The sequence below is a fragment of the Chryseobacterium sp. KLBC 52 genome (assembly GCF_003347605.1).
GTDB lineage: Bacteria > Bacteroidota > Bacteroidia > Flavobacteriales > Weeksellaceae > Chryseobacterium.
Genome location: NZ_QDFZ01000015.1, coordinates 96150 through 114994, shown reverse-complemented (window position 1 = coordinate 114994; position 18845 = coordinate 96150). Strand labels below are relative to the sequence as shown.

General features: G+C 37.1%; 21 protein-coding genes. 20 read left to right on the top strand and 1 reads right to left on the bottom strand.

All coding sequences use genetic code 11. From position 1 onward, the window contains the following. The first annotated feature begins 1 nt into the window (after nt 1). From DDF69_RS16365 to DDF69_RS16355, 3 genes are read left to right on the top strand one after another with little or no spacing between them, the layout of a single operon-like run. Entirely contained in the window at nt 2-1141 is a 1140-nt protein-coding gene (locus DDF69_RS16365; protein WP_079243423.1) for a beta-ketoacyl-ACP synthase III, read from the top strand. Continuing rightward, nucleotides 1141-1572: a hypothetical protein gene (locus DDF69_RS16360; protein WP_114821713.1), complete on the top strand. Its 432-nt coding sequence runs from the start codon at nt 1141-1143 to the stop codon at nt 1570-1572. The genes DDF69_RS16365 and DDF69_RS16360 overlap by 1 nt, the downstream gene beginning before the upstream one ends. Before the next feature lie 7 nt (nt 1573-1579). Continuing rightward, entirely contained in the window at nt 1580-2023 is a 444-nt protein-coding gene (locus tag DDF69_RS16355) for an ABC transporter permease (RefSeq protein WP_114821712.1), read from the top strand. Between the two features lie 465 nt (nt 2024-2488). Here DDF69_RS16355 and DDF69_RS16350 read toward each other — a convergent pair whose 3' ends face one another. After that, nucleotides 2489-5401, bottom strand: coding sequence for a M16 family metallopeptidase (locus DDF69_RS16350; RefSeq protein ID WP_114821711.1), 2913 nt, complete (start codon nt 5399-5401; stop codon nt 2489-2491). Nucleotides 5402-5757: 356 nt separating this feature from the next. Here DDF69_RS16350 and DDF69_RS16345 point away from each other — a divergent pair, with 356 nt between their 5' ends. The 17 genes from DDF69_RS16345 (at nt 5758) to DDF69_RS16265 (ending at nt 18811) form a co-directional block, all read left to right on the top strand. Further along, nucleotides 5758-6162, top strand: a complete 405-nt coding sequence (locus DDF69_RS16345; protein WP_114821710.1) for a hypothetical protein — start codon at nt 5758-5760, stop codon at nt 6160-6162. Nucleotides 6163-6223: 61 nt separating this feature from the next. Then, the gene (locus DDF69_RS16340) at nt 6224-7219 is read left to right on the top strand and encodes a BtrH N-terminal domain-containing protein (RefSeq protein ID WP_114821733.1); all 996 of its coding nucleotides are present in this window, start codon (nt 6224-6226) and stop codon (nt 7217-7219) included. Between the two features lies 1 nt (nt 7220). Beyond that, nucleotides 7221-7979, top strand: a complete 759-nt coding sequence (locus DDF69_RS16335; protein WP_114821709.1) for an ABC transporter ATP-binding protein — start codon at nt 7221-7223, stop codon at nt 7977-7979. Beyond that, nucleotides 7966-9234 carry an ABC transporter permease gene (locus DDF69_RS16330; RefSeq protein WP_114821708.1) on the top strand — a complete coding sequence of 423 codons (1269 nt, stop codon included), beginning with the start codon at nt 7966-7968 and terminating at the stop codon, nt 9232-9234. Before DDF69_RS16335 ends, DDF69_RS16330 begins: the two co-directional genes overlap by 14 nt. Continuing rightward, nucleotides 9224-9652 (top strand): acyl-CoA thioesterase, encoded by a 429-nt coding sequence (locus tag DDF69_RS16325; RefSeq protein WP_114821707.1) that lies wholly within the window; start codon nt 9224-9226, stop codon nt 9650-9652. The genes DDF69_RS16330 and DDF69_RS16325 overlap by 11 nt, the downstream gene beginning before the upstream one ends. Continuing rightward, on the top strand, nt 9649-10815 hold the full coding sequence (locus DDF69_RS16320; RefSeq protein ID WP_114821706.1) for a beta-ketoacyl synthase N-terminal-like domain-containing protein: 1167 nt from the start codon (nt 9649-9651) through the stop codon (nt 10813-10815). Before DDF69_RS16325 ends, DDF69_RS16320 begins: the two co-directional genes overlap by 4 nt. A 10-nt stretch (nt 10816-10825) precedes the next feature. Further along, nucleotides 10826-11365: a 3-oxoacyl-ACP synthase gene (locus DDF69_RS16315; RefSeq protein ID WP_114821732.1), complete on the top strand. Its 540-nt coding sequence runs from the start codon at nt 10826-10828 to the stop codon at nt 11363-11365. Nucleotides 11366-11440: 75 nt separating this feature from the next. After that, a complete protein-coding gene (locus DDF69_RS16310) occupies nt 11441-11698 on the top strand; it encodes a phosphopantetheine-binding protein (protein WP_034692439.1) in 258 nt (85 codons plus the stop codon). Between the two features lie 84 nt (nt 11699-11782). Further along, complete coding sequence (locus DDF69_RS16305) at nt 11783-12982, top strand: beta-ketoacyl-[acyl-carrier-protein] synthase family protein (protein ID WP_114821705.1); 1200 nt, start codon at nt 11783-11785, stop codon at nt 12980-12982. Next, entirely contained in the window at nt 12979-14040 is a 1062-nt protein-coding gene (locus DDF69_RS16300) for a beta-ketoacyl synthase N-terminal-like domain-containing protein (RefSeq protein ID WP_114821704.1), read from the top strand. Before DDF69_RS16305 ends, DDF69_RS16300 begins: the two co-directional genes overlap by 4 nt. A gap of 153 nt (nt 14041-14193) precedes the next feature. Continuing rightward, nucleotides 14194-14949 (top strand): polysaccharide deacetylase family protein, encoded by a 756-nt coding sequence (locus DDF69_RS16295; RefSeq protein WP_114821703.1) that lies wholly within the window; start codon nt 14194-14196, stop codon nt 14947-14949. Beyond that, entirely contained in the window at nt 14942-15568 is a 627-nt protein-coding gene (locus DDF69_RS16290) for a LolA family protein (RefSeq protein WP_034692447.1), read from the top strand. The genes DDF69_RS16295 and DDF69_RS16290 overlap by 8 nt, the downstream gene beginning before the upstream one ends. Next, nucleotides 15534-16169 (top strand): hypothetical protein, encoded by a 636-nt coding sequence (locus tag DDF69_RS16285; protein WP_114821702.1) that lies wholly within the window; start codon nt 15534-15536, stop codon nt 16167-16169. The genes DDF69_RS16290 and DDF69_RS16285 overlap by 35 nt, the downstream gene beginning before the upstream one ends. Before the next feature lie 7 nt (nt 16170-16176). Continuing rightward, nucleotides 16177-16776: an outer membrane beta-barrel protein gene (locus DDF69_RS16280; protein WP_114821701.1), complete on the top strand. Its 600-nt coding sequence runs from the start codon at nt 16177-16179 to the stop codon at nt 16774-16776. A gap of 4 nt (nt 16777-16780) precedes the next feature. Then, nucleotides 16781-17161 carry a 3-hydroxyacyl-ACP dehydratase gene (locus tag DDF69_RS16275; protein WP_114821700.1) on the top strand — a complete coding sequence of 127 codons (381 nt, stop codon included), beginning with the start codon at nt 16781-16783 and terminating at the stop codon, nt 17159-17161. After that, complete coding sequence (locus DDF69_RS16270) at nt 17158-17634, top strand: hypothetical protein (protein WP_114821699.1); 477 nt, start codon at nt 17158-17160, stop codon at nt 17632-17634. The genes DDF69_RS16275 and DDF69_RS16270 overlap by 4 nt, the downstream gene beginning before the upstream one ends. Before the next feature lie 4 nt (nt 17635-17638). Beyond that, nucleotides 17639-18811: a DUF2062 domain-containing protein gene (locus DDF69_RS16265; RefSeq protein ID WP_114821698.1), complete on the top strand. Its 1173-nt coding sequence runs from the start codon at nt 17639-17641 to the stop codon at nt 18809-18811. The last annotated feature ends 34 nt before the right edge of the window (nt 18812-18845 follow it).

Genomic DNA, 18845 nt, shown 5'->3' with positions numbered 1-18845 from the left:
AATGTACGACGTATTTATAACAAAAGCATCAAAATACTTACCCAATGAGCCGGTAGCGAATGATGAAATGGAGACTTATCTTGGGCTTATCAATGATGCGCCATCTAAAGCAAAATCACTTATCCTAAGAAATAATAAAATCACGACAAGATACTACGCCTTAGACAAAGAAGGAAATCCTACCCACTCTAATGCGCAGCTTACTGCCAAAGCCATCGAAGGACTTTTTGACGAAAATTTCAAAAAGGAAGATATGAAATTACTATCGGTAGGAACTACTTCACCGGATCAGATCCAGCCTTCTCATGCTTCTATGGTACATGGTGAGCTGAACATAGGAAAATCTATTGAAATTAATACTTCAACAGGTCTTTGTAACTCAGGAATGAATGCGTTAAACTATGGATTCCTTTCTGTAAAAGCCGGTGTACAGGACAACGCAGTATGTGCAGGTTCTGAAAGAATGTCTGCATGGATGACTGCTGACAAATTCAACCATGAAGCAGAAAATTTAAAATTGCTGGAGGAAAGACCTATCATTGCTTTCAAAAGAGAATTCCTGAGATGGATGCTTTCTGATGGAGCCGGAGCTTTCCTTTTGGAAAATAAACCAAGAGAAAACAGTACTTCCTTAAAAGTAGAATTCATTGATTTCTACTCTTATGCTCACGAAATTGAAGCATGTATGTATGCCGGATGTGATAAGCTGGAAGACGGAACCCTGAAATCATGGGCCGACTACCCTTCTGATGAATGGCTGAAACAATCTATTTTTGCCATCAAACAGGACACTAAAATCCTTGATAAATATATCCTTGTAAAAGGAGCAGAAAGTTTAAGATCATCTTTTGATAAACATAATCTTGATCCGGAAAAAATTGACCACGTATTGGCTCATATCTCTTCAGGATACTTTAAAGATGGATTGAAAGAAGAATTTGCTAAAAAAGGAATGGATTTCCCTGCAGAAAAATGGTTCTATAACCTTTCTGAGGTTGGAAACATCGGTGCGGGATCGATATTTATTGCCCTTGAAGAACTGATGAACTCCGGAACATTGAAAAAAGGAGAAAAAGTACTTCTTTGTGTTCCTGAAAGTGGAAGATTCGCTTATTCTTGTGCTTTATTAACTGTTTGCTAATGGAAAACAAACTGCCTACATCCGATAAAGATTTTGTAGAAAGCCTTATTCCGCAAAGGTTTCCTTTTGTGATGGTACATGAGTTATCAGAATATTCTGAAAACCATCTTTTATCCGGTTTTGAAATCAAAGAAGATAACCTTTTTATCCAGGACGGATCTTTTCAGGCTTCCGGACTGATTGAGCACCAGGCACAAAGCGTTGCCCTGCATACAGGATATAAATATTATCTGCTGGGGAAAGATGCTCCTACGGGATATATCGGAGCCATCAAATCTTTTGAAGCTGAAATTCTTCCTAAAGTAGGAGACCATCTGAAATCTGAAGTTACCATCCTTAATGAAGTAATGGGAGTAACCCTTGTAGATATTGTTACGAAACTAAACGGTGAAGTGATTGCAAAATCTCAAATGAAAACCGCTGTAAAATAAACTGGAAATGGAAATAAAGGAAGAAAATATCATCAATATACACAACTTTTTACCGCATCGTGAACCGATGTTGATGGCAGACTATATTCTGGAGCTGACCAAAGAAAAAGTAGTGACTTCCTTTGAAATCAAAGAAGATAATATATTTGTTCACAACAATGAGTTTGCAGAAGCCGGCTTAATCGAAAACCTGGCGCAAACCTGCTCTTCTATCCTTGGACAAAGCTTCTTTGAAAATCCTGAAGCCGATACTAAAGTGATCGGATTCATTACCAATATCAAGAAGATTGAGATTTTTGCTCTTCCAAAAGTGAATGACAAAATCATTTCCCGAGCATCTCTTATTTCACAGTTTGAGAACATCTGCCACATTTTCTGTGAAACATTTAATAATGATGAATTATTGATCAGAGCGGAGATCAACCTGTTCATTCAGGAAGTAAAATCGTAAAGACCAATTCAACATAGACATAGAAAAGCTGTACAAAACGTACAGCTTTTCTCTTTTAAATCAATTTTATATTCTCTAATAGATTTATTTGTGAACATTTGTGCAATCCATTTGTGTTATTCGTGTTTAAAATATTGGTTTAGGCTAAAGCCGATTGATTTTTCTCTTTTTTTAAGCGGGCTTTCTTCGTCTCCACTCAGAATCATAGCCCACTCCTATTGAATTGATTACAATGATTTTACGGAAAAAGGTTCATTTTTTGTTTATTTCCACATTCATAACATCCTAACAAAGCAATTGATAGACAAGATATTACAGACTTAAAAACCTCATCATCAGATGAATTATTTCACGTGAAACATTTTATAAATCCGTGAAACTCTGATGGTCAGGGAGAAACAGTTTTCAGCAACAAAAAAGCAGAACATTTCTGTCCCGCTTTTATCATTATTGTAAACAAAAGGATTAGTATCCGAAGATCTCCTCCAGAGATACTTCCTGGAATTCTCCCATTTTGTTGATAGATTCCATATTCAGGTTTTCTTTCTTACCGATGATGGCTGTATTGTATTGTACAGGTTTTACTTCGGTGTTATAGAATCCTGTAAGCTGTGGCAATGTCAATCCCTGAATTTCAGCGTAAATATCTTTTCTGATATCATAGTCAACCCCTAATTTTTTCAATGCTAACTGATTGAAGAAAATATTTGTTCTGTTGATTCTGTTGGAAGCAATCTGTTTTAAGGCAGAACCTCTGGCATTCTCAAACTGGGCAGGGATTTGTGGTAAAGATACCATTAAGTCATTCATTGCATTTACCGCTAAAGGAAGCTTGTTGGATTGTGTTCCGATATAATTTGTCACATAGTTTGCTTTCCCTTTTTCCGAAGCATTTCCATAAGAAACATAGGCCGTATAAGCCAATGACTTACTTTCTCTGATCTCCTGGAAAACGATAGAAGATAATCCTCTTCCGAAATATTCATTGAAAACATTTGCTTTCCCGAAATTACTAAGGTTTACGGTGCTGGCTTTTGCTACTTTTGACATTTCCATTTGTACCATGTCATAATTTGTGAAGTATACCTTTCCTTCAGTAGCCGGTTCAGCATATTCTTTTGCCTGTGCTGGCTGAAGGCTTGTATTGATGATAAAAGGTTTCACCGCTTTTTCCAATCCGGACTGATCCTGTCCGTAAAGAAGCACCTGATAAGGATACTGGTTTAGTGTTTTCACTTTCTTCATCAATTCTACGGCGTCGATGCTCTCAAGACGTTCTTTCGAAACGATGTCTGTCATTCTTGAATTTTTACCGTATTTAGCATAGTTTGAAAGAGCGGCCATAATTCTCACTTTATCTTTCTTCGCAGAAGCTCTTGATTCCAGAATTGTTTTTACCGTTTGAGCATAAATTGCTTTATCCGCTTTCACATTCGTCATCCAGTGGTTCATCAGCTCTGCAGCTTTCTTCATATTACTTTCAAGACCATTTAATGTAATGATCATCTGGTCATTGGAAGTTCTCAGGCTATAACTTACGCCCAGTTTAAAGAATTCTTCTTTCAGCTGCTCCGGAGTATACTTATCGGTTCCAAGATATTCGAAAAGGGTTCCTGCAATAGAAAGTTCTTTATCATTATCTGTTCCGAAAGGGAAAATATAACTGATCTGAGCAACCTCATTATATTTATTCTTCACAAAACTTATCGTCTTATCTTTAATCTTTGAAGTTTGAATGGCTGTTTTAAAATCAATAAATTCAGGCTTACTTTCCGGTACTTTTGTATTCAGAATATCTTTAAGGAAAGGAGACTGAGCTTCTCTGTTCAGTTTAATCGGGGTAATTCCAGGGTTCTGTACACGTACAAGCTTATCATTCACTCCTTTTTCTTTATAAATGACAACATAATTATCTTTAAAGAAATCGTTGGCAAACTTCACAACGTCAGCTTTCGTGATTTTGTCATATTGATTGATCTCATCCAGCTCCTGTTCCCATGTTCTTACGTTGATATAAGAATCATACAGTTCAGTAGCTAATCCGTCAGCTGTTTCCCAGCTCTTCATACGCTGAACTTTTTTATCATTTACGATGGCTTTCAGGATCCAGTCCGGGAACTGTCCTTTTTTCACAAGATCCAACTGATCCATCAGCAGTTTTTTAGCTTCATCAAAGCTTTGACCTTCTTTAGGAGTTACCACTAATCCAAATGTACCATACATTTTGTAAGGCGACTCATACGCTCCTGCTCCAAGTGTTTTTTGCTTCTGGTTGATGTTAAGGTCAATTAATCCAGCATCTCCTCTGTTACTTAAAATTTCAGATACTACATCTGCCAGTCTTGCTTCCTGAGTTCCATAAGAATCTGTTCTCCATGCAATAGTCATTCTTGGTGTAGTAGGACTTTTTACCGTTCTGGTAACAATGCTGGTCATTGGTTCTTCCGTAACCATCTTTTTCATCGGAAGTTCTTTGTATTTGAATGCACCGAAATATTGATCAACTAATTTTATAGTTTTGTCATAATCCAGATCTCCAACCAATACTACGGCCATGTTATTAGGCACATAATAGGTATCAAAATACTTGTGGATCGCTTCCATGGAAGGGCTCTTCAAATGCTCTGAAGTTCCGATTGTCGTCTGCTGTCCGTTCGGGTGTTTTGGGAAAAGAGCCTGCATCAATGAATAGAATACAAGACGGCTGTCATTATCCTGAGCTCTGTTATATTCCTCATATACAGCTTCAAGCTCAGTATGGAAAAGACGTAATACCAATTCTGAAAAACGCTCTTTCTCTACTCTTAGCCATTTTTCCAATTCGTTGGAAGGGATATTGTTTTTATACACCGTTTCATCCAGTGAAGTATGAGCATTCGTTCCTGTAGCTCCTAATGAAGAAATCGCTTTATCATATTCGTTAGCGATAGCATATTTGGAAGCTTCCTGAGAAACTTCGTCAATCTTTTTATAAAGTTCTTTCTTTTTTTCAGGATCTTTTTCTGCTTTATGCTGCTCATAAAGATCAGAGATCTGTTGTAATAAAACTTTTTCTTTTGCCCAGTCCTGAGTTCCCAGGTGCGAAGTTCCTTTAAAAACCATATGTTCCAGGTAGTGCGCTAAACCTGTATTATCACTTGGGTCATTATTAGATCCTGTTCTTACGGGAATGTAAGTCTGGATTCTCGGGGCATCATCATTTTTTGCCAGATAAACCTTCAACCCGTTTTTCAGTGTATACACACGCACTCCAGCCTGGTCATTCTTTACCGTTTCATAGGTATACCCTTGAGCATCGGTCTGCTTTTGGGTCTCAAATTTCTGTGCCATTGCGCTGATCATACAGAAAAGCGAAACCGAAATAAAAATTTTCTTCATAGTAGTTATTTAATATTATTTTCAAACCAAATTTCCCCATTAGTCTTATTTATATAAACACTTGTTACAAAGGAACTGTTACAAGCAGAAACCATAAGCTTTAAGGGATTCTTTTAAGATTCTTTTATATAGGATTAGTTAAAAGCTTTTTTCTAAACAGAGACAAGAAAAATCGGGATGAATTATAATTTTGGAGATTTATTAAGGTTACAGCCTCTATTTCTCAACAATAACTCCCTCAAATGTAATATGATTTACATATAATGTATTTTCACTATTTTAGCCACCTGATTAAAAGAATCAAAAAACAGGTGAGCTTATGTCATCTGGAATCTAAAAATATAAACATTATTTAGATGAAAAAACAAGACCTGCCTCAAGACGAAAGTAACCTGAAATCCGCCAACATGACTGAAGTTCTGTATGTGACGGATGAGAACGACAACTACACGACAGCAAACAGCACAGGCTGGGATGCCAAGAAAGCTGCTCTGGATGAATCTATGGAACTTATTTATGAGAGAATTGAGGAAGCAAAGCAAAATGTAGCTAATAATATAGCAAGTCCCATTGTGTATTTTATGGAACTGAACAAAATGGATCTGGGAGTCCTTGCTTCTTATGTAGGAATGTGGCAATGGAGGGTAAAAAGACATTTTAAACCCAAAGTATTCAAAACACTAAGCGAAAATGCACTGAAAAAATATGCCGATGCATTCGGTATTTCAGTGGATGAATTAAAAAACTTCAACGGAAAATAAATGAGACAAGGCTCAATATAAAGCCTGTTTTATTTGACCAATGAAAAGATACAATCAGCAAATGAAATTAAACTTTGAACACCATCAGACTGCGCATTGCGAAAACGGTGTTGCTTCTAATCTACTGCTTAATAAAGGCTTGAAACTGAGTGAGCCCATGATCTTCGGGATCGGTTCAGGACTGTTTTTCGTCTATCTCCCTTTTTTAAAGGTGAATTTTGCTCCGGGCTTCAGCTATCGTCCGATGCCGGGTGCTATTTTCAGTAAAGCAGCCAAAAGATTAGGAATTAAAATCAAAAGAGAAAAATTCTCCAATCCTCAGGATGCCCAAAAAGCTCTTGAAAGAAATCTGGAACAAAATATTCCTACCGGACTTCAGGTAGGTGTTTTCAACCTTACTTATTTTCCTGAAGAATACAAATTCCACTTCAATGCCCACAACCTTGTGGTGTACGGAAAAGAAGACGGAAAATTCCTGATCAGTGATCCTGTAATGGATTATACCACTTCCCTTTCTGAAGCAGAACTGGAAAAAGTAAGATACGCCAAAGGAGCACTTCCTCCGAAAGGACATATGTACTATCCTGTGTATGTTCCGGAAAATGTGAATCTTGAAAAGGCAATCAAAAAAGGAATCAAGGATACCTGTAAAAATATGCTGGCGCCTGTACCGCTTATCGGAGTAAAAGCCATGAGATGGGTAGCCAGAAGCATCCCGAAATGGGCAGAAAAGAAAGGTACAAAAGTGACCAACCATTATTTGGGGCAATTGATCAGGATGCAGGAGGAAATCGGAACCGGAGGCGGAGGCTTCAGATTTATCTATGGTGCATTTCTTCAGGAAGCGGCTGTTATTCTTAAAAATGATGAGCTGAAGGAATTATCAAAAGAAATTACTTCTATTGGTGACCTTTGGAGAGACTTTGCCGTGGATATTGCCCGTGTTTATAAAAACAGAAACTCCAAAAGCAATATCTATAACGAACTTTCAAAAACAATGCTGCACATTGCAGACCTGGAAGAAGCTTTCTATAAAAAACTGAGAAAAGCGATCTGATATGGCGGAAAATATGATTGAGATTAAAAACTTATATAAAAAATACAAAAATTCTGATGAGTTTTCTGTAAATGATATTTCTTTAAGTATCAGCAAAGATGAAATCTACGGAATTCTCGGGCCCAACGGAGCTGGAAAAACAACGCTGATTTCAATGCTTTCAGGATTGATCAAACCTACTTCAGGACAATTTACCATCAATGGTTTATCTCCCCAGAAAGATGGTTTTAAAATCAGACAGATTATCGGAATTGTTCCCCAGGAATATGCTTTATATCCAACGCTTACCGCTAAAGAAAACCTTATGTTTTTCGGAAGTCTTTATGGGTTAAAACATAATCAGCTTAAAAAAGCCATTGACGAGTCTCTGGAAATCATGGGACTTTCAAAATTTGCGAACAAGCAGGTAGGACAGTTTTCAGGAGGAATGAAACGCCGCTGCAACCTCATCGCAGGAACTCTTCACAATCCTAAAGTTCTCTTTCTGGATGAACCGACTGTAGGTGTGGATGTTCAGTCTAAAAAAGCAATTATTGATTATCTTCTGGATTTAAATAAACAGGGAACCTGCATTATTTATACTTCCCATCATCTTTCTGAGGCTGAAGAGTTCTGTACAAAAATTGCCATCATCGATCATGGAAAAATTCATGCTGTAGGAACGCCTGAAGAACTTGTTTCACAGATTGCGAATGCCGAAAACCTGGAAGACGTTTTCATTTCATTAACCGGAAAAGAATTAAGAGATGTTGTTGTATAAACTGTGGAGAAGTTTTATTAAGGAAATTCTTCTGCTGAAAAGAGATATCGGTGGAATCGTCATCATCTTTGTGATGCCTTTGCTTTTGATTGTCACCATTACCCTTATTCAGGATTCTACCTTTAAAAACCTTGAAGGCTCAAAAATCCCAATTATTTTTATTGATCAGGACAAATCTGAAGTTTCAAAAAATATAAAAGCAGAACTGGAAAACAGCAAAACATTCCAGCTGCTGACCAACTTCAATGAAAAATCGGCTCAGGATGCTGTTTTTTCAGGAGATTATCAGATGGCGATTGTCATTCCGGAAAATTTGACGAAAGATTTAAATTCCAATATTGATTCTAAAGTTCAGACCATAGTAAGTTCATTCGGGCTGGAAGGAGATTCTGCAAAAGTAAAAACTGCAGCTCCCAAAGCCAAAGAAATTCATTTGTACTTTGACCCTGCTACCAATGCCGGATTCAAGAACTCTGTGATGAATTCTGTGAATAAAATGGTTTTTGAGATTGAAAATAAAAAGATTTACAAAGCATTCCAGGATCAGCTGGGAACAACGGAGAATCTTGACGAAAATAAAAACCTGATCAGTTTTAAAGAAATCACGCCCCAAAAAGGAGAAATGGACGTCATGCCCAACTCTGTCCAGCACAACGTTCCTGCATGGACACTTTTTGCGATCTTCTTTATTGTAGTCCCTTTATCCATCAATCTGGTAAAAGAAAAAAGCCAGGGAACAAGTGTAAGGGCAAGAATAAGCCCTACTCCTTATTTTGTCCATATTTTAGGAAAAACATTTACCTATCTTATCATCTGTCTTATTCAGTTTTTACTGATGGTTGCTGTAGGAATTTACCTTTTCCCATATATGGATCTTCCGGCTTTTGATGTATCCGGAAAAATGTTCCAGCTTGTGGTAGTAACACTGTTTGCAGGATTGGCAGCAATTGGATTTGGAGTTCTATTGGGAACTATAGCTGATACGCAGGAACAGTCTGCCCCATTTGGAGCAACGTCTGTAGTAGTTTTGGCAGCCATTGGAGGAATCTGGGTTCCTGTATTTTTAATGCCGGAATTTATGCAGACCGTAGCCAAATTCTCTCCCATGAACTGGGGACTGAATGCCTATTATGATATTATTTTAAGAAACAGCGGAATTGGCGGAATTGCCAAAGAACTGGTTTTCCTTTTCTTATTCTATATTGCCACTGTAGCTATTTCTATTTTTTACGAAAAAAAACAAAATGCAGTCTAAAGAAAATATATTAACCTGTACTGAAGAAGTCAGAGTACGATTCAATGAAACAGACCCGCTGGGAATTGTCTGGCATGGGCACTATATCGTATATTTTGAAGACGGAAGAGAAGCTTTCGGTCGTCTGCATGGTCTTACCTATCTTGATATTCAGAATGCAGGATATGTAACGCCTATCGTAAAAAGTACCTGCGAACATTTTCTTCCTTTAAAGTATGGAGAAACATTCAGAATTGTGACCACTTTTATCAATTCTGTTTCTGCCAAGCTTATTTACAGATATGAGCTTTTCAATCAGGAAGACCAATTGGTATGCAGTGGAGAAACCATTCAGGTATTTCTTGATAGCAATGGAAGCTTATGCCTGTACAATCCGGAATTTTTTCAAACCTGGAAAGATAAAATGGGATTATCATGAGCAAGGAAATTTATATCACAGACTACAATTGTGTAACTCCTTTGGGTTTCAATGTTGATTCCAACTGGAAGGCTCTGTTAGAAGGACAGTCGGGAGTTGCTTTACATAAAATTATAGACAATCAGGATGCTTTCTATGCTTCTATGATTGATTCTGACAAACTGAATGAAGAGTTCAACAGATTCTTTGCTCAGCATACAAATGATTTCACAAGACTGGAAAAAATGCTTCTTTTAAGCTTACAGCCACTTGTTGAAAAACGTACTGTATCAGAAGACACCGCTTTTATCCTTTCCACCACAAAAGGAAATATCAGCCAGTTAAAAAACCAGTCCGAATTACCAGAAGGTGTTTATTTATCAAAATTAGCAGAAAAAATTGCTGATTTTTTTGGATTTAAAACAAAACCGATCATCGTTTCCAATGCCTGCGTTTCAGGAGTAATGGCGATTTCTGTTGCTAAAAATATGATTCAGGCAGGAAAATACAAAGATGCCTTTGTGATTGCAGGTGATGAGCTTTCTGAATTTGTTATTTCAGGATTCAATTCATTTCAGGCCATTGGCTCCGGACCTTGCAAACCTTATGATAAAAACAGAGACGGAATCAATATCGGTGAAGCAGCAGCAGCTGTTTATATCACCTCATGTCATTGCGAGGAACAAAGTGACGAAGCAATCTCACAAAACGAAAAGTTCAGATTTAAAGTACTGGGAGATTCAGCAGTGAATGATGCCAATCATATTTCCGGTCCTTCAAGAACAGGTGACGGTTTATATGCCAGTATCAAAAATGCCATGACTGAAGCGAAGGTTTCTCCGGAACAAATTGATTTTATTTCTGCCCATGGAACGGCCACTTTATATAACGACGAAATGGAAGCCATTGCCTTCAACAGAATGGATCTTCAGCATATTCCGCTCAATAGTATGAAAGGCTATTACGGACATTGTCTGGGTGCTTCCGGTCTTTTGGAAAGTATTATCTCTATGGAAAGTGCTCTTCACAGCATTTTGATTCCTTCAAAGAATTTTAAAGAAATGGGAGTAACCCAACCTTTGAATATCATCAAGGAAAATCAAACTGCAGACATTAAATATATTCTGAAGACCGCTTCTGGTTTTGGAGGATGTAATGCAGCTGTTGTACTGGAAAAATGTTAAACTGAAAGTGATGAAGAAAATAAATACCTGTACCGTAGAACATTCAAAAATAACCGTTGACGGAAATCTTATTTTTGAAAGCCCAAGCGAAATCTTTCAGGAATTTGCCAAAGAAGCTTATAAAAGTTTAGACCTCAGCTATCCAAAGTTTCATAAAATGGATCATTTGAGTAAACTGGCTTTTCTTGCCGCTGAAACCATTTTGAGTGATGATGATCACAGCAGAACAGCTATTGTTTTTGCCAACAGATCTTCCAGTCTGGATACCGATTTCAAATATCAGGAAAGCATCAACGATCAGGATAATTTCTATCCGAGTCCTGCCGTTTTTGTGTATACTTTACCCAACATCTGTGTAGGAGAAATCAGCATTAAACACAAAATGCAGACAGAAAATGCTTTTTTTGTGCTGGATGATTTTGATGAAGAATTTTTGAATGACTATTCTGAGCAGATTCTTCTATCTGGAAAAGCCGACAAAGTATTGTGTGGCTGGGTAGAATTGTATCAGGAAAATTACAAAGCTTTTGTATATTTGCTAACCTTATAAAAATGTAACAATATAACAGTGCAATGATGTAATGATCTTCATGATATGCTGAAGCGCTGATAAACCAACTGAATTATGGAAAACTTAAAAACAGAATTGAAACACAAAATTATCGAAGTTCTTAACCTTGAAGATGTATCTGTAGAAGAAATCAAAGATACTGATCCATTGTTCGGAGGTGGATTAGGATTAGATTCTATCGACGCTCTGGAACTGATTGTTCTTCTTGATAAAGACTATGGAATAAAATTAGCTGATCCTAAAAAAGGAAAAGAGATTTTCCAATCTATCGATACGATGGCAAAATTCATCGAGGACAACAGAACAAAATAAATTAATATAACAATCTAACAGTGTAACAATGTAGCAATTATTGGTAAATGATTCGATTGATACATTGTTACATTATTGAATACCATGAGTCAAAAAATTGCCATAACGGGAATGGGCATCATTTCCTCCATCGGAAACAATGTGGAGGAAAATTTTATTTCATTGCAATCCGGAAAACATGGAATTTCAGATATCGAAATGTTTGAAACCCGTCATGCCGGAGCTATTAAAACAGGTGAAATAAAATTATCCAATGAAGAACTTGTACAACAGCTTCAGCTTGATGAAGACAATAATGTAACAAGAACTTCTTTATTGGGAATGCTCGCTGCGAAGGAAGCTGTAGAAAGTGCAGGAATTTCAGATATCAATGGTTACAGAACCGGCTTGATTTCTTCTACCAGTGTAGGCGGAATGGATATCACTGAAAAATACTTCTACTCTTACGAAGACTTCCCTGAAAAGCAAAAATATATTGACGCTCATGATGCCGGAAATTCCTCATTGGCTATTGCTGATTATCTGGGATTGAAGGGCATGGTTTCTACCATCAGTACTGCCTGTTCATCAGCAGCCAATGCCATTATGATGGGTGCTAAACTGATTAAAAACGGAGTTTTGGATCGTGTAATTGTCGGAGGAACAGATTCGCTTTCAAAATTTACTTTGAATGGATTCAATACGCTGATGATTCTTACGGATTCCTACAACACTCCTTTTGACAACAACAGAAAAGGCCTGAACCTTGGGGAAGCTGCGGCTTTCTTAGTCCTTGAATCTGAAGAAATGGTCAAAAAAGAAAATAAAAAAGTTCTCGCTTATCTTTCCGGATATGGAAATGCCAATGATGCACACCATCAGACGGCATCTTCAGAAAACGGGCAGGGTGCATTTTTAGCGATGCAGCAAGCTCTGAAAATCTCCGGATTGGAAAAAGAAAATATAGATTATATCAACGTTCACGGAACGGCTACTCCCAATAACGATTTATCTGAGGGGATTGCCATGATCAGAATATTCGGAGAAAACCAGGTGCCTGAATTCAGCTCCACAAAAGCATTTACAGGACATACTTTAGCTGCTGCGGCAGGAATTGAAGCCGTATTTTCAATTCTAGCCATGCAAAACAGCGTGATCTTCCCGAACCTGAATTTCAAAACAAAAATGGAAGAGTTTGATCTTACTCCTGTTACCGAATTGAAAGAGAAAAACATTAATCATGTACTTTCTAACTCATTTGGATTTGGAGGAAACTGTTCCACCTTAATTTTCTCAAAATCATGAGTGCAGTATACATCAACAGTGCATCCTGTATCTCGGTTCAGGACACTTTAAACGAAAATATTCTTCAGAACCTTACTCCTGGAAATTCTTCAAACATCATTAAAGCGATAGAACCTAATTACAAAGAGTTCATTCCGCCTGCGATGATCAGAAGGATGTCTAAAACAGTAAAAATGAGTTCTGTAGCCTCTCATCACGCATTGAAGGAAGCTGGAATTGAAAAACCGGATGCTATCATCGTAGGAACAGGAATGGGCTGTTCGCAGGATTCTGAAAAGTTTCTGAAAAACGTGATTGATAATCATGAAGAGTTCCTTACGCCTACCTTTTTCATCCAGTCTACTCACAATACGGTAGCCGGACAGATTGCTCTGGGGTTACAATGTCATGCGTATAACTTCACCTATGTAAATACTTCTTCCTCACTGGAGTTTTCATTACTGGATGCCCAGCTTCAGATCAATGACGGAGAAGCAGAAAATGTTCTGGTAGGTTCTACAGATGAGCAGACAGACAGAACCATGGAACTTTATTGCCTAAATAATACGATCAAAAAAGAAGCTGATCTTCCTGTAGATTATCTGAATTCTAATACTAATGGCGTGATCTGGGGTGAAGGAGCCAGCTTTTTCGTTGTAGGAAAAGATAAGACCGAAAACTCTTACGCTAAGCTTAAAAATATCCATATCAGCAACACAATTGAATTGAGTGAAGTACAGGATTTTATCCAAAAGTTCTTAGTTCAAAACAACCTTTCAACTCATGATATTGATGCGGTTATTTTAGGGTTCAGTGGAGATGCGCAATCAGATATGTATTATACAAAAGCAATGGATCTGTTTCCGGATTCAGCACAGCTGTATTACAAACATTTGAGCGGAGAATTTAATACGGCAAGTGGTTTTTCAACTTTTATAGCCTGTCATATCCTTAAGGAACAGCAGATTCCGGAAATCATGATGATCAATTCTATGAAAAAAGAAAACGTGAAGAATGTCCTTCTTTACAATCATCTGGGAGGTGATGATCACAGTTTGGTGTTATTGGAGAAGGCATAATTGAAGAGGAGTAATAAAAACAGTGCTGCTGTCATTCTGACGAAGGAAGAATCTCTGCTTTTTATATGATAGATTCTTCATTTCGCTTCGCTACACTCAGAATGACAAAATGGGTATACATTCCAGAAGTTTAACAATAAAAAACAATCAGCAATGAAACACTATCCCTTCATCCTGTTCTACCTTTTCTGTAACGTTTTTATTTATGCGTTCCACGGAAGTATCTGGGTGTATCTGTTTTGTTTTTTTGCTTTTTCTGCAGTCGTTGTCTGGGGTTCATTTGATATTGAACTGGGCTATTTTGTCAACAGTATTACCCATAAACGGACCAGAATCAAAGAAGTAGCACTTACGTTTGATGACGGACCGACTGAGTTTACACCAAAGTTTTTAGACCTGCTTAAAGAACATCAGATAAAAGCAACTTTTTTCTGTATCGGAAGACAGATTGAAAAATATCCTGAGACGTTTCAGAGAATTATTGCAGAAGGTCATACGATTGGAAATCATACCCTATCGCATTCCAATTCCACAGGGTTTTTATCGACTTCAAAAATGATTGAAGAGATTGAAAAATGTGATAAAGTCATGAAAAATGTGGGAAATATCAAGACCAATCTCTACAGACCGCCGTTTGGAGTAACGAATCCGAATATTGCAAAAGCGATCAAAAAAACAAATAAAGTAAGCATCGGTTGGAATGTCCGGTCATTGGATACCATCATTGATGACGAAAAGAAAATCTACAACAGAGTGACGAAAGGCCTTAAAAATGGGAGTATTATCCTTCTTCACGACACTTCGGAAAAGACCTTTCGGGTGCTGACCAATTTATTAGTATTTTTGAGGGATAAAAAATATTCAACCTTTACTGTTGATACAGTGATAAATTCAAATAGAAATGATTAAAAATATTGCTTTCGGAGCATTCTTACTGGTTTCCGGTTTCTTTTTTGCGCAAAATACCGCAATGTCAGGAGCTGAAGCCAAAGCATTTGTATCGAAGGTTTCTTCAGACACGAAAGAAATTAAAACGTTGCAGAGCGATTTTACCCAGACCAAAAAAATGGATTTCCTGGATAAAAGTATTGTTACCTATGGAAAAATGTCTTTGCAGACACCCAATATGCTGAGCTGGAAGTATACGAAACCATATCAGTATAGTATTGTTTTTAAAAGCAACAAGATCTTCATCAATGATCAGGGGAAAAAGTCTTCTGTAGATGCCAAGAGCAAAACATTTGAAAAAATCAATAAGCTGATTGTAGGAAGCTCAAACGGAACGATGTTCAATGATCCGGAGTTCACCGTAACCTATTTTAAAAACGGAAATTACAACGTAGCGAAGTTTATTCCGAAGACATCGCAGCTGTTGAAATACATCAAGCAGATTGAGCTTTACTTCCCAAAGAACCAATCGACGGTTTCCCAAGTGAATATGACTGAAGCTTCCGGAGATACCACCAATATTGTTTTCAAAAATACAAAGATCAATGCCTCCATTCCTGCGTCAGAGTTTTCTTTATAGCCTTGTTCTGATACTGGCTGTTTCCTGTAAAACGTATCAGTTAGCAGATGCAAAGCCCGTTTCTTCCTCTGAGAAAGTGGTTGAAAATTTATACTTTTCTTCCGGTGAAGATTATGTCTACAAATGCCAGATGGACATTTATAAAAACCATGTGAGCGGAATTCTGATCATCAAAAAACTGAATGAAACGACACACCGCGTTGCTTTAACTTCAGATTTTGGCAATAAATTGATTGACTTTGAGGTTTCTGATGAGAATTTCAAACTGAATTATGTACTTCCCGATCTGGATAAAAAAATCGTGATCAACTTTCTAAAAAATGACTTTCAGCAGCTTCTGAAAAGAAAATATTCTGTCAATGAAAGCTTTGAAAATGATCATGCTAACATCTATCTTTCAAAAATCGAAAATAAAAGCTATTATCTTTTTTTCAACAAAGAAAATAATTTGCTGAAGCAGATTATTTATACAAAAAACAACAAGGAGAAAATCGATTTCACTTTTGATGCAAAAAAACCTATCTTCGCAGACAGCTTAAACCTGCAGCACAAGGACTTTAAGATCAATATAAAACTATTTCAAATAACCGAAACGGAATAAATTTCACATGAAAAAAATATATTTCTTGCTTTTTGCACTTTTCTCCGCCTTATCTTTTGCCCAGGTCACTTTCAATCCGGGAATCAGAGTAGGTGCCAATATTTCACATATCTCTGACGGACCTGCTTATGAGTCCTTTTATTATAATGACAATCAGGGATATCACTATGGTACCAATGCTTATGATATCAAATCAAAAGTGGATTTCTACATAGGTTTCCAGGCCAATATCCGGTTTGCAAAATTCTATGCTCTTCAGCCGGAAATTTATTATACCCGCCAGGGCGCAAGATTTGAAAGCCAGAATCCTGCTGTTTCTTCAAAAACAGCGACACTTTCTTATGTAGGAGGAGCAGTAGTGAATAAATTCTATTTTGAAAAGTTTAATATTCATTTTGGTCCGACCTTGGAACTTCTGACAGATCATAAAAATATCGATTCCCCTATTGAGGCAGATTTGGGACTGTTATTTGGAGCCGGTTATGATATTACAAAAAATATAGGCGTTGAGGCCCGAATTAAAAAAGGTTTTGTACATATTAACAATGACAATACCAACGTAACATTCCAGGTGGGAATGTATTATACATTTAATCTTAAAAAATAAGATCATGCAAACGATTCTTACAGATTTTTATACTTTAACATCATACGATAAGACAGAAGACGGAAAATTTACCGCTCATATTCACCTGAATAAAGACCACGAGATTTTCAAAGGGCATTTCCCTGGAAATCCGGTAACTCCAGGTGTTTGTATGATGCAGATTATTAAGGAACTGACTGAGGAATTTACAGGTTCAAAGTTATTTCTGAAAACAGCTTCCAATGTAAAGTTCATGGCAATTATCAATCCTTTTGAAACACCTGATCTGGTACTTAACCTGGATATTGCTGAAAATGAAGAAGATGTTAAAGTAAAAAACACGACTTCTTTTGGCGAGACTATTGCATTGAAATTGTCTGTAAGCTATAAAAAAATATCGTCATGAAACTAATCTTATCATTCATAGCAGCATTTGTTTTTTTCTTTCAATCTGATCTTGAAACCTTGAGAAACAGCTATGCTAAAGCCAATGAATCTAATAGCAATACACAAAACTTCATTGAAACAGCGGACAAACAATCCGGTTCTGATGCAGTCACTGCAGGATACAAGGCAGCAGCAAAGATTATGGAGGCAAAAATTGCTAAAAGCAACAGAAAATCACTGGTAAAAACAGGAGCAACAAGTCTTGAAAGCATTATCAAAAGCAATCCTAATAATGCGGAATTACGTCTGATCAGAATGAGCGTTCAGGAAAATATTCCGAAAATTGTAGGATATCGTGGAAGTTTGAAAGATGATAAAGCATTCCTGTTGAACAATTACAGCAAACAGAATACAGCATTAAAAAGCTATATCAAAAGGTTTGCAATGCAGTCTAAAACCATGACAGAGGCTGAAAGAGCCACTTTAAAATAAAAAAATGTTGCTTGCTGAAGTACAAGACGCTATTTCCGAAAAGAAGATATGCGTTTTAATACCTACCTACAATAATGAAAAAACCCTGAAGAGGGTTATTGACGGCGTTCTCGACTACACCGAAAGTATTATCGTGGTCAATGATGGTTCTACAGATTCTACCGTACAGATTCTTTCTCAATATCCTCAGATTACGGTGATTTCCCTTCCGCAGAACAAAGGAAAAGGAAATGGTCTTAAAACAGGTTTCAGAGCAGCAAAGAAGTCAGGATATGATTACGCCATCACCATCGATTCGGATGGGCAGCATTATCCGGATGATATTCCGGTATTTGTAGAAGCCCTTCTTCAGGAAAAAGAGGAAGTTCTTCTGATCGGAAACAGAAATATGTCTCAGGATGGTATTCCTAAGAAAAGCAGTTTCGGAAACCGTTTTTCCAATTTCTGGTTCTGGTTTGAAACCGGTATCAAGCTGGAAGATACACAGTCCGGCTACAGGCTTTATCCTTTGCATAAAATTCCAAAAAAATACTTTACGCCTAAGTTTGAATTTGAGATCGAAATCATTGTAAGAACTGCATGGAGGCATGTTCCGGTAAAAAATGTTCCGATTAAGGTTTTATATGATCCGGCGGAGCGGGTTTCGCATTTCAGACCTTTCAAAGATTTTACGAGAATCAGTATTCTGAATACGATTCTGGTAACGATTACTCTACTTTATATTATTCCGAGAAATTTCGTGAATAATTTCAAAAAAAAAAGCTTTAAAAGATTCATACAGGAAGACGTGTTAGAAAGTGACGGAAGTAACCGTACGAAAGCATTTTCTATAGCACTGGGAGTTTTTATAGGACTTTCACCTTTCTGGGGATTTCAGACGCTTCTGGTGATCAGCTTATCTGTACTTTTTAAACTCAATAAAGTCCTTGCATTTGTAGCCTCCAATGTAAGTCTCCCTCCTTTTATTCCTTTTATTATTGCAGCCTCTCTATTTCTGGGAGCACCATTTGTAAGTGGTGATAGTGATCTATTAAATCAGGATTTAAACTTTGAGCTGATTAAGAACAATCTTCTGCAATATGTTATCGGCAGTTTTATTTTAAGCACCACACTTTCTGCTGTTGCAGGAATAGCTTCTTTTTTGTTTCTGAATAAAGTAAGCCCGGAAAACAACTAAAAAGCCCGGAATAAAGTTCCAGGCCTATCACAAT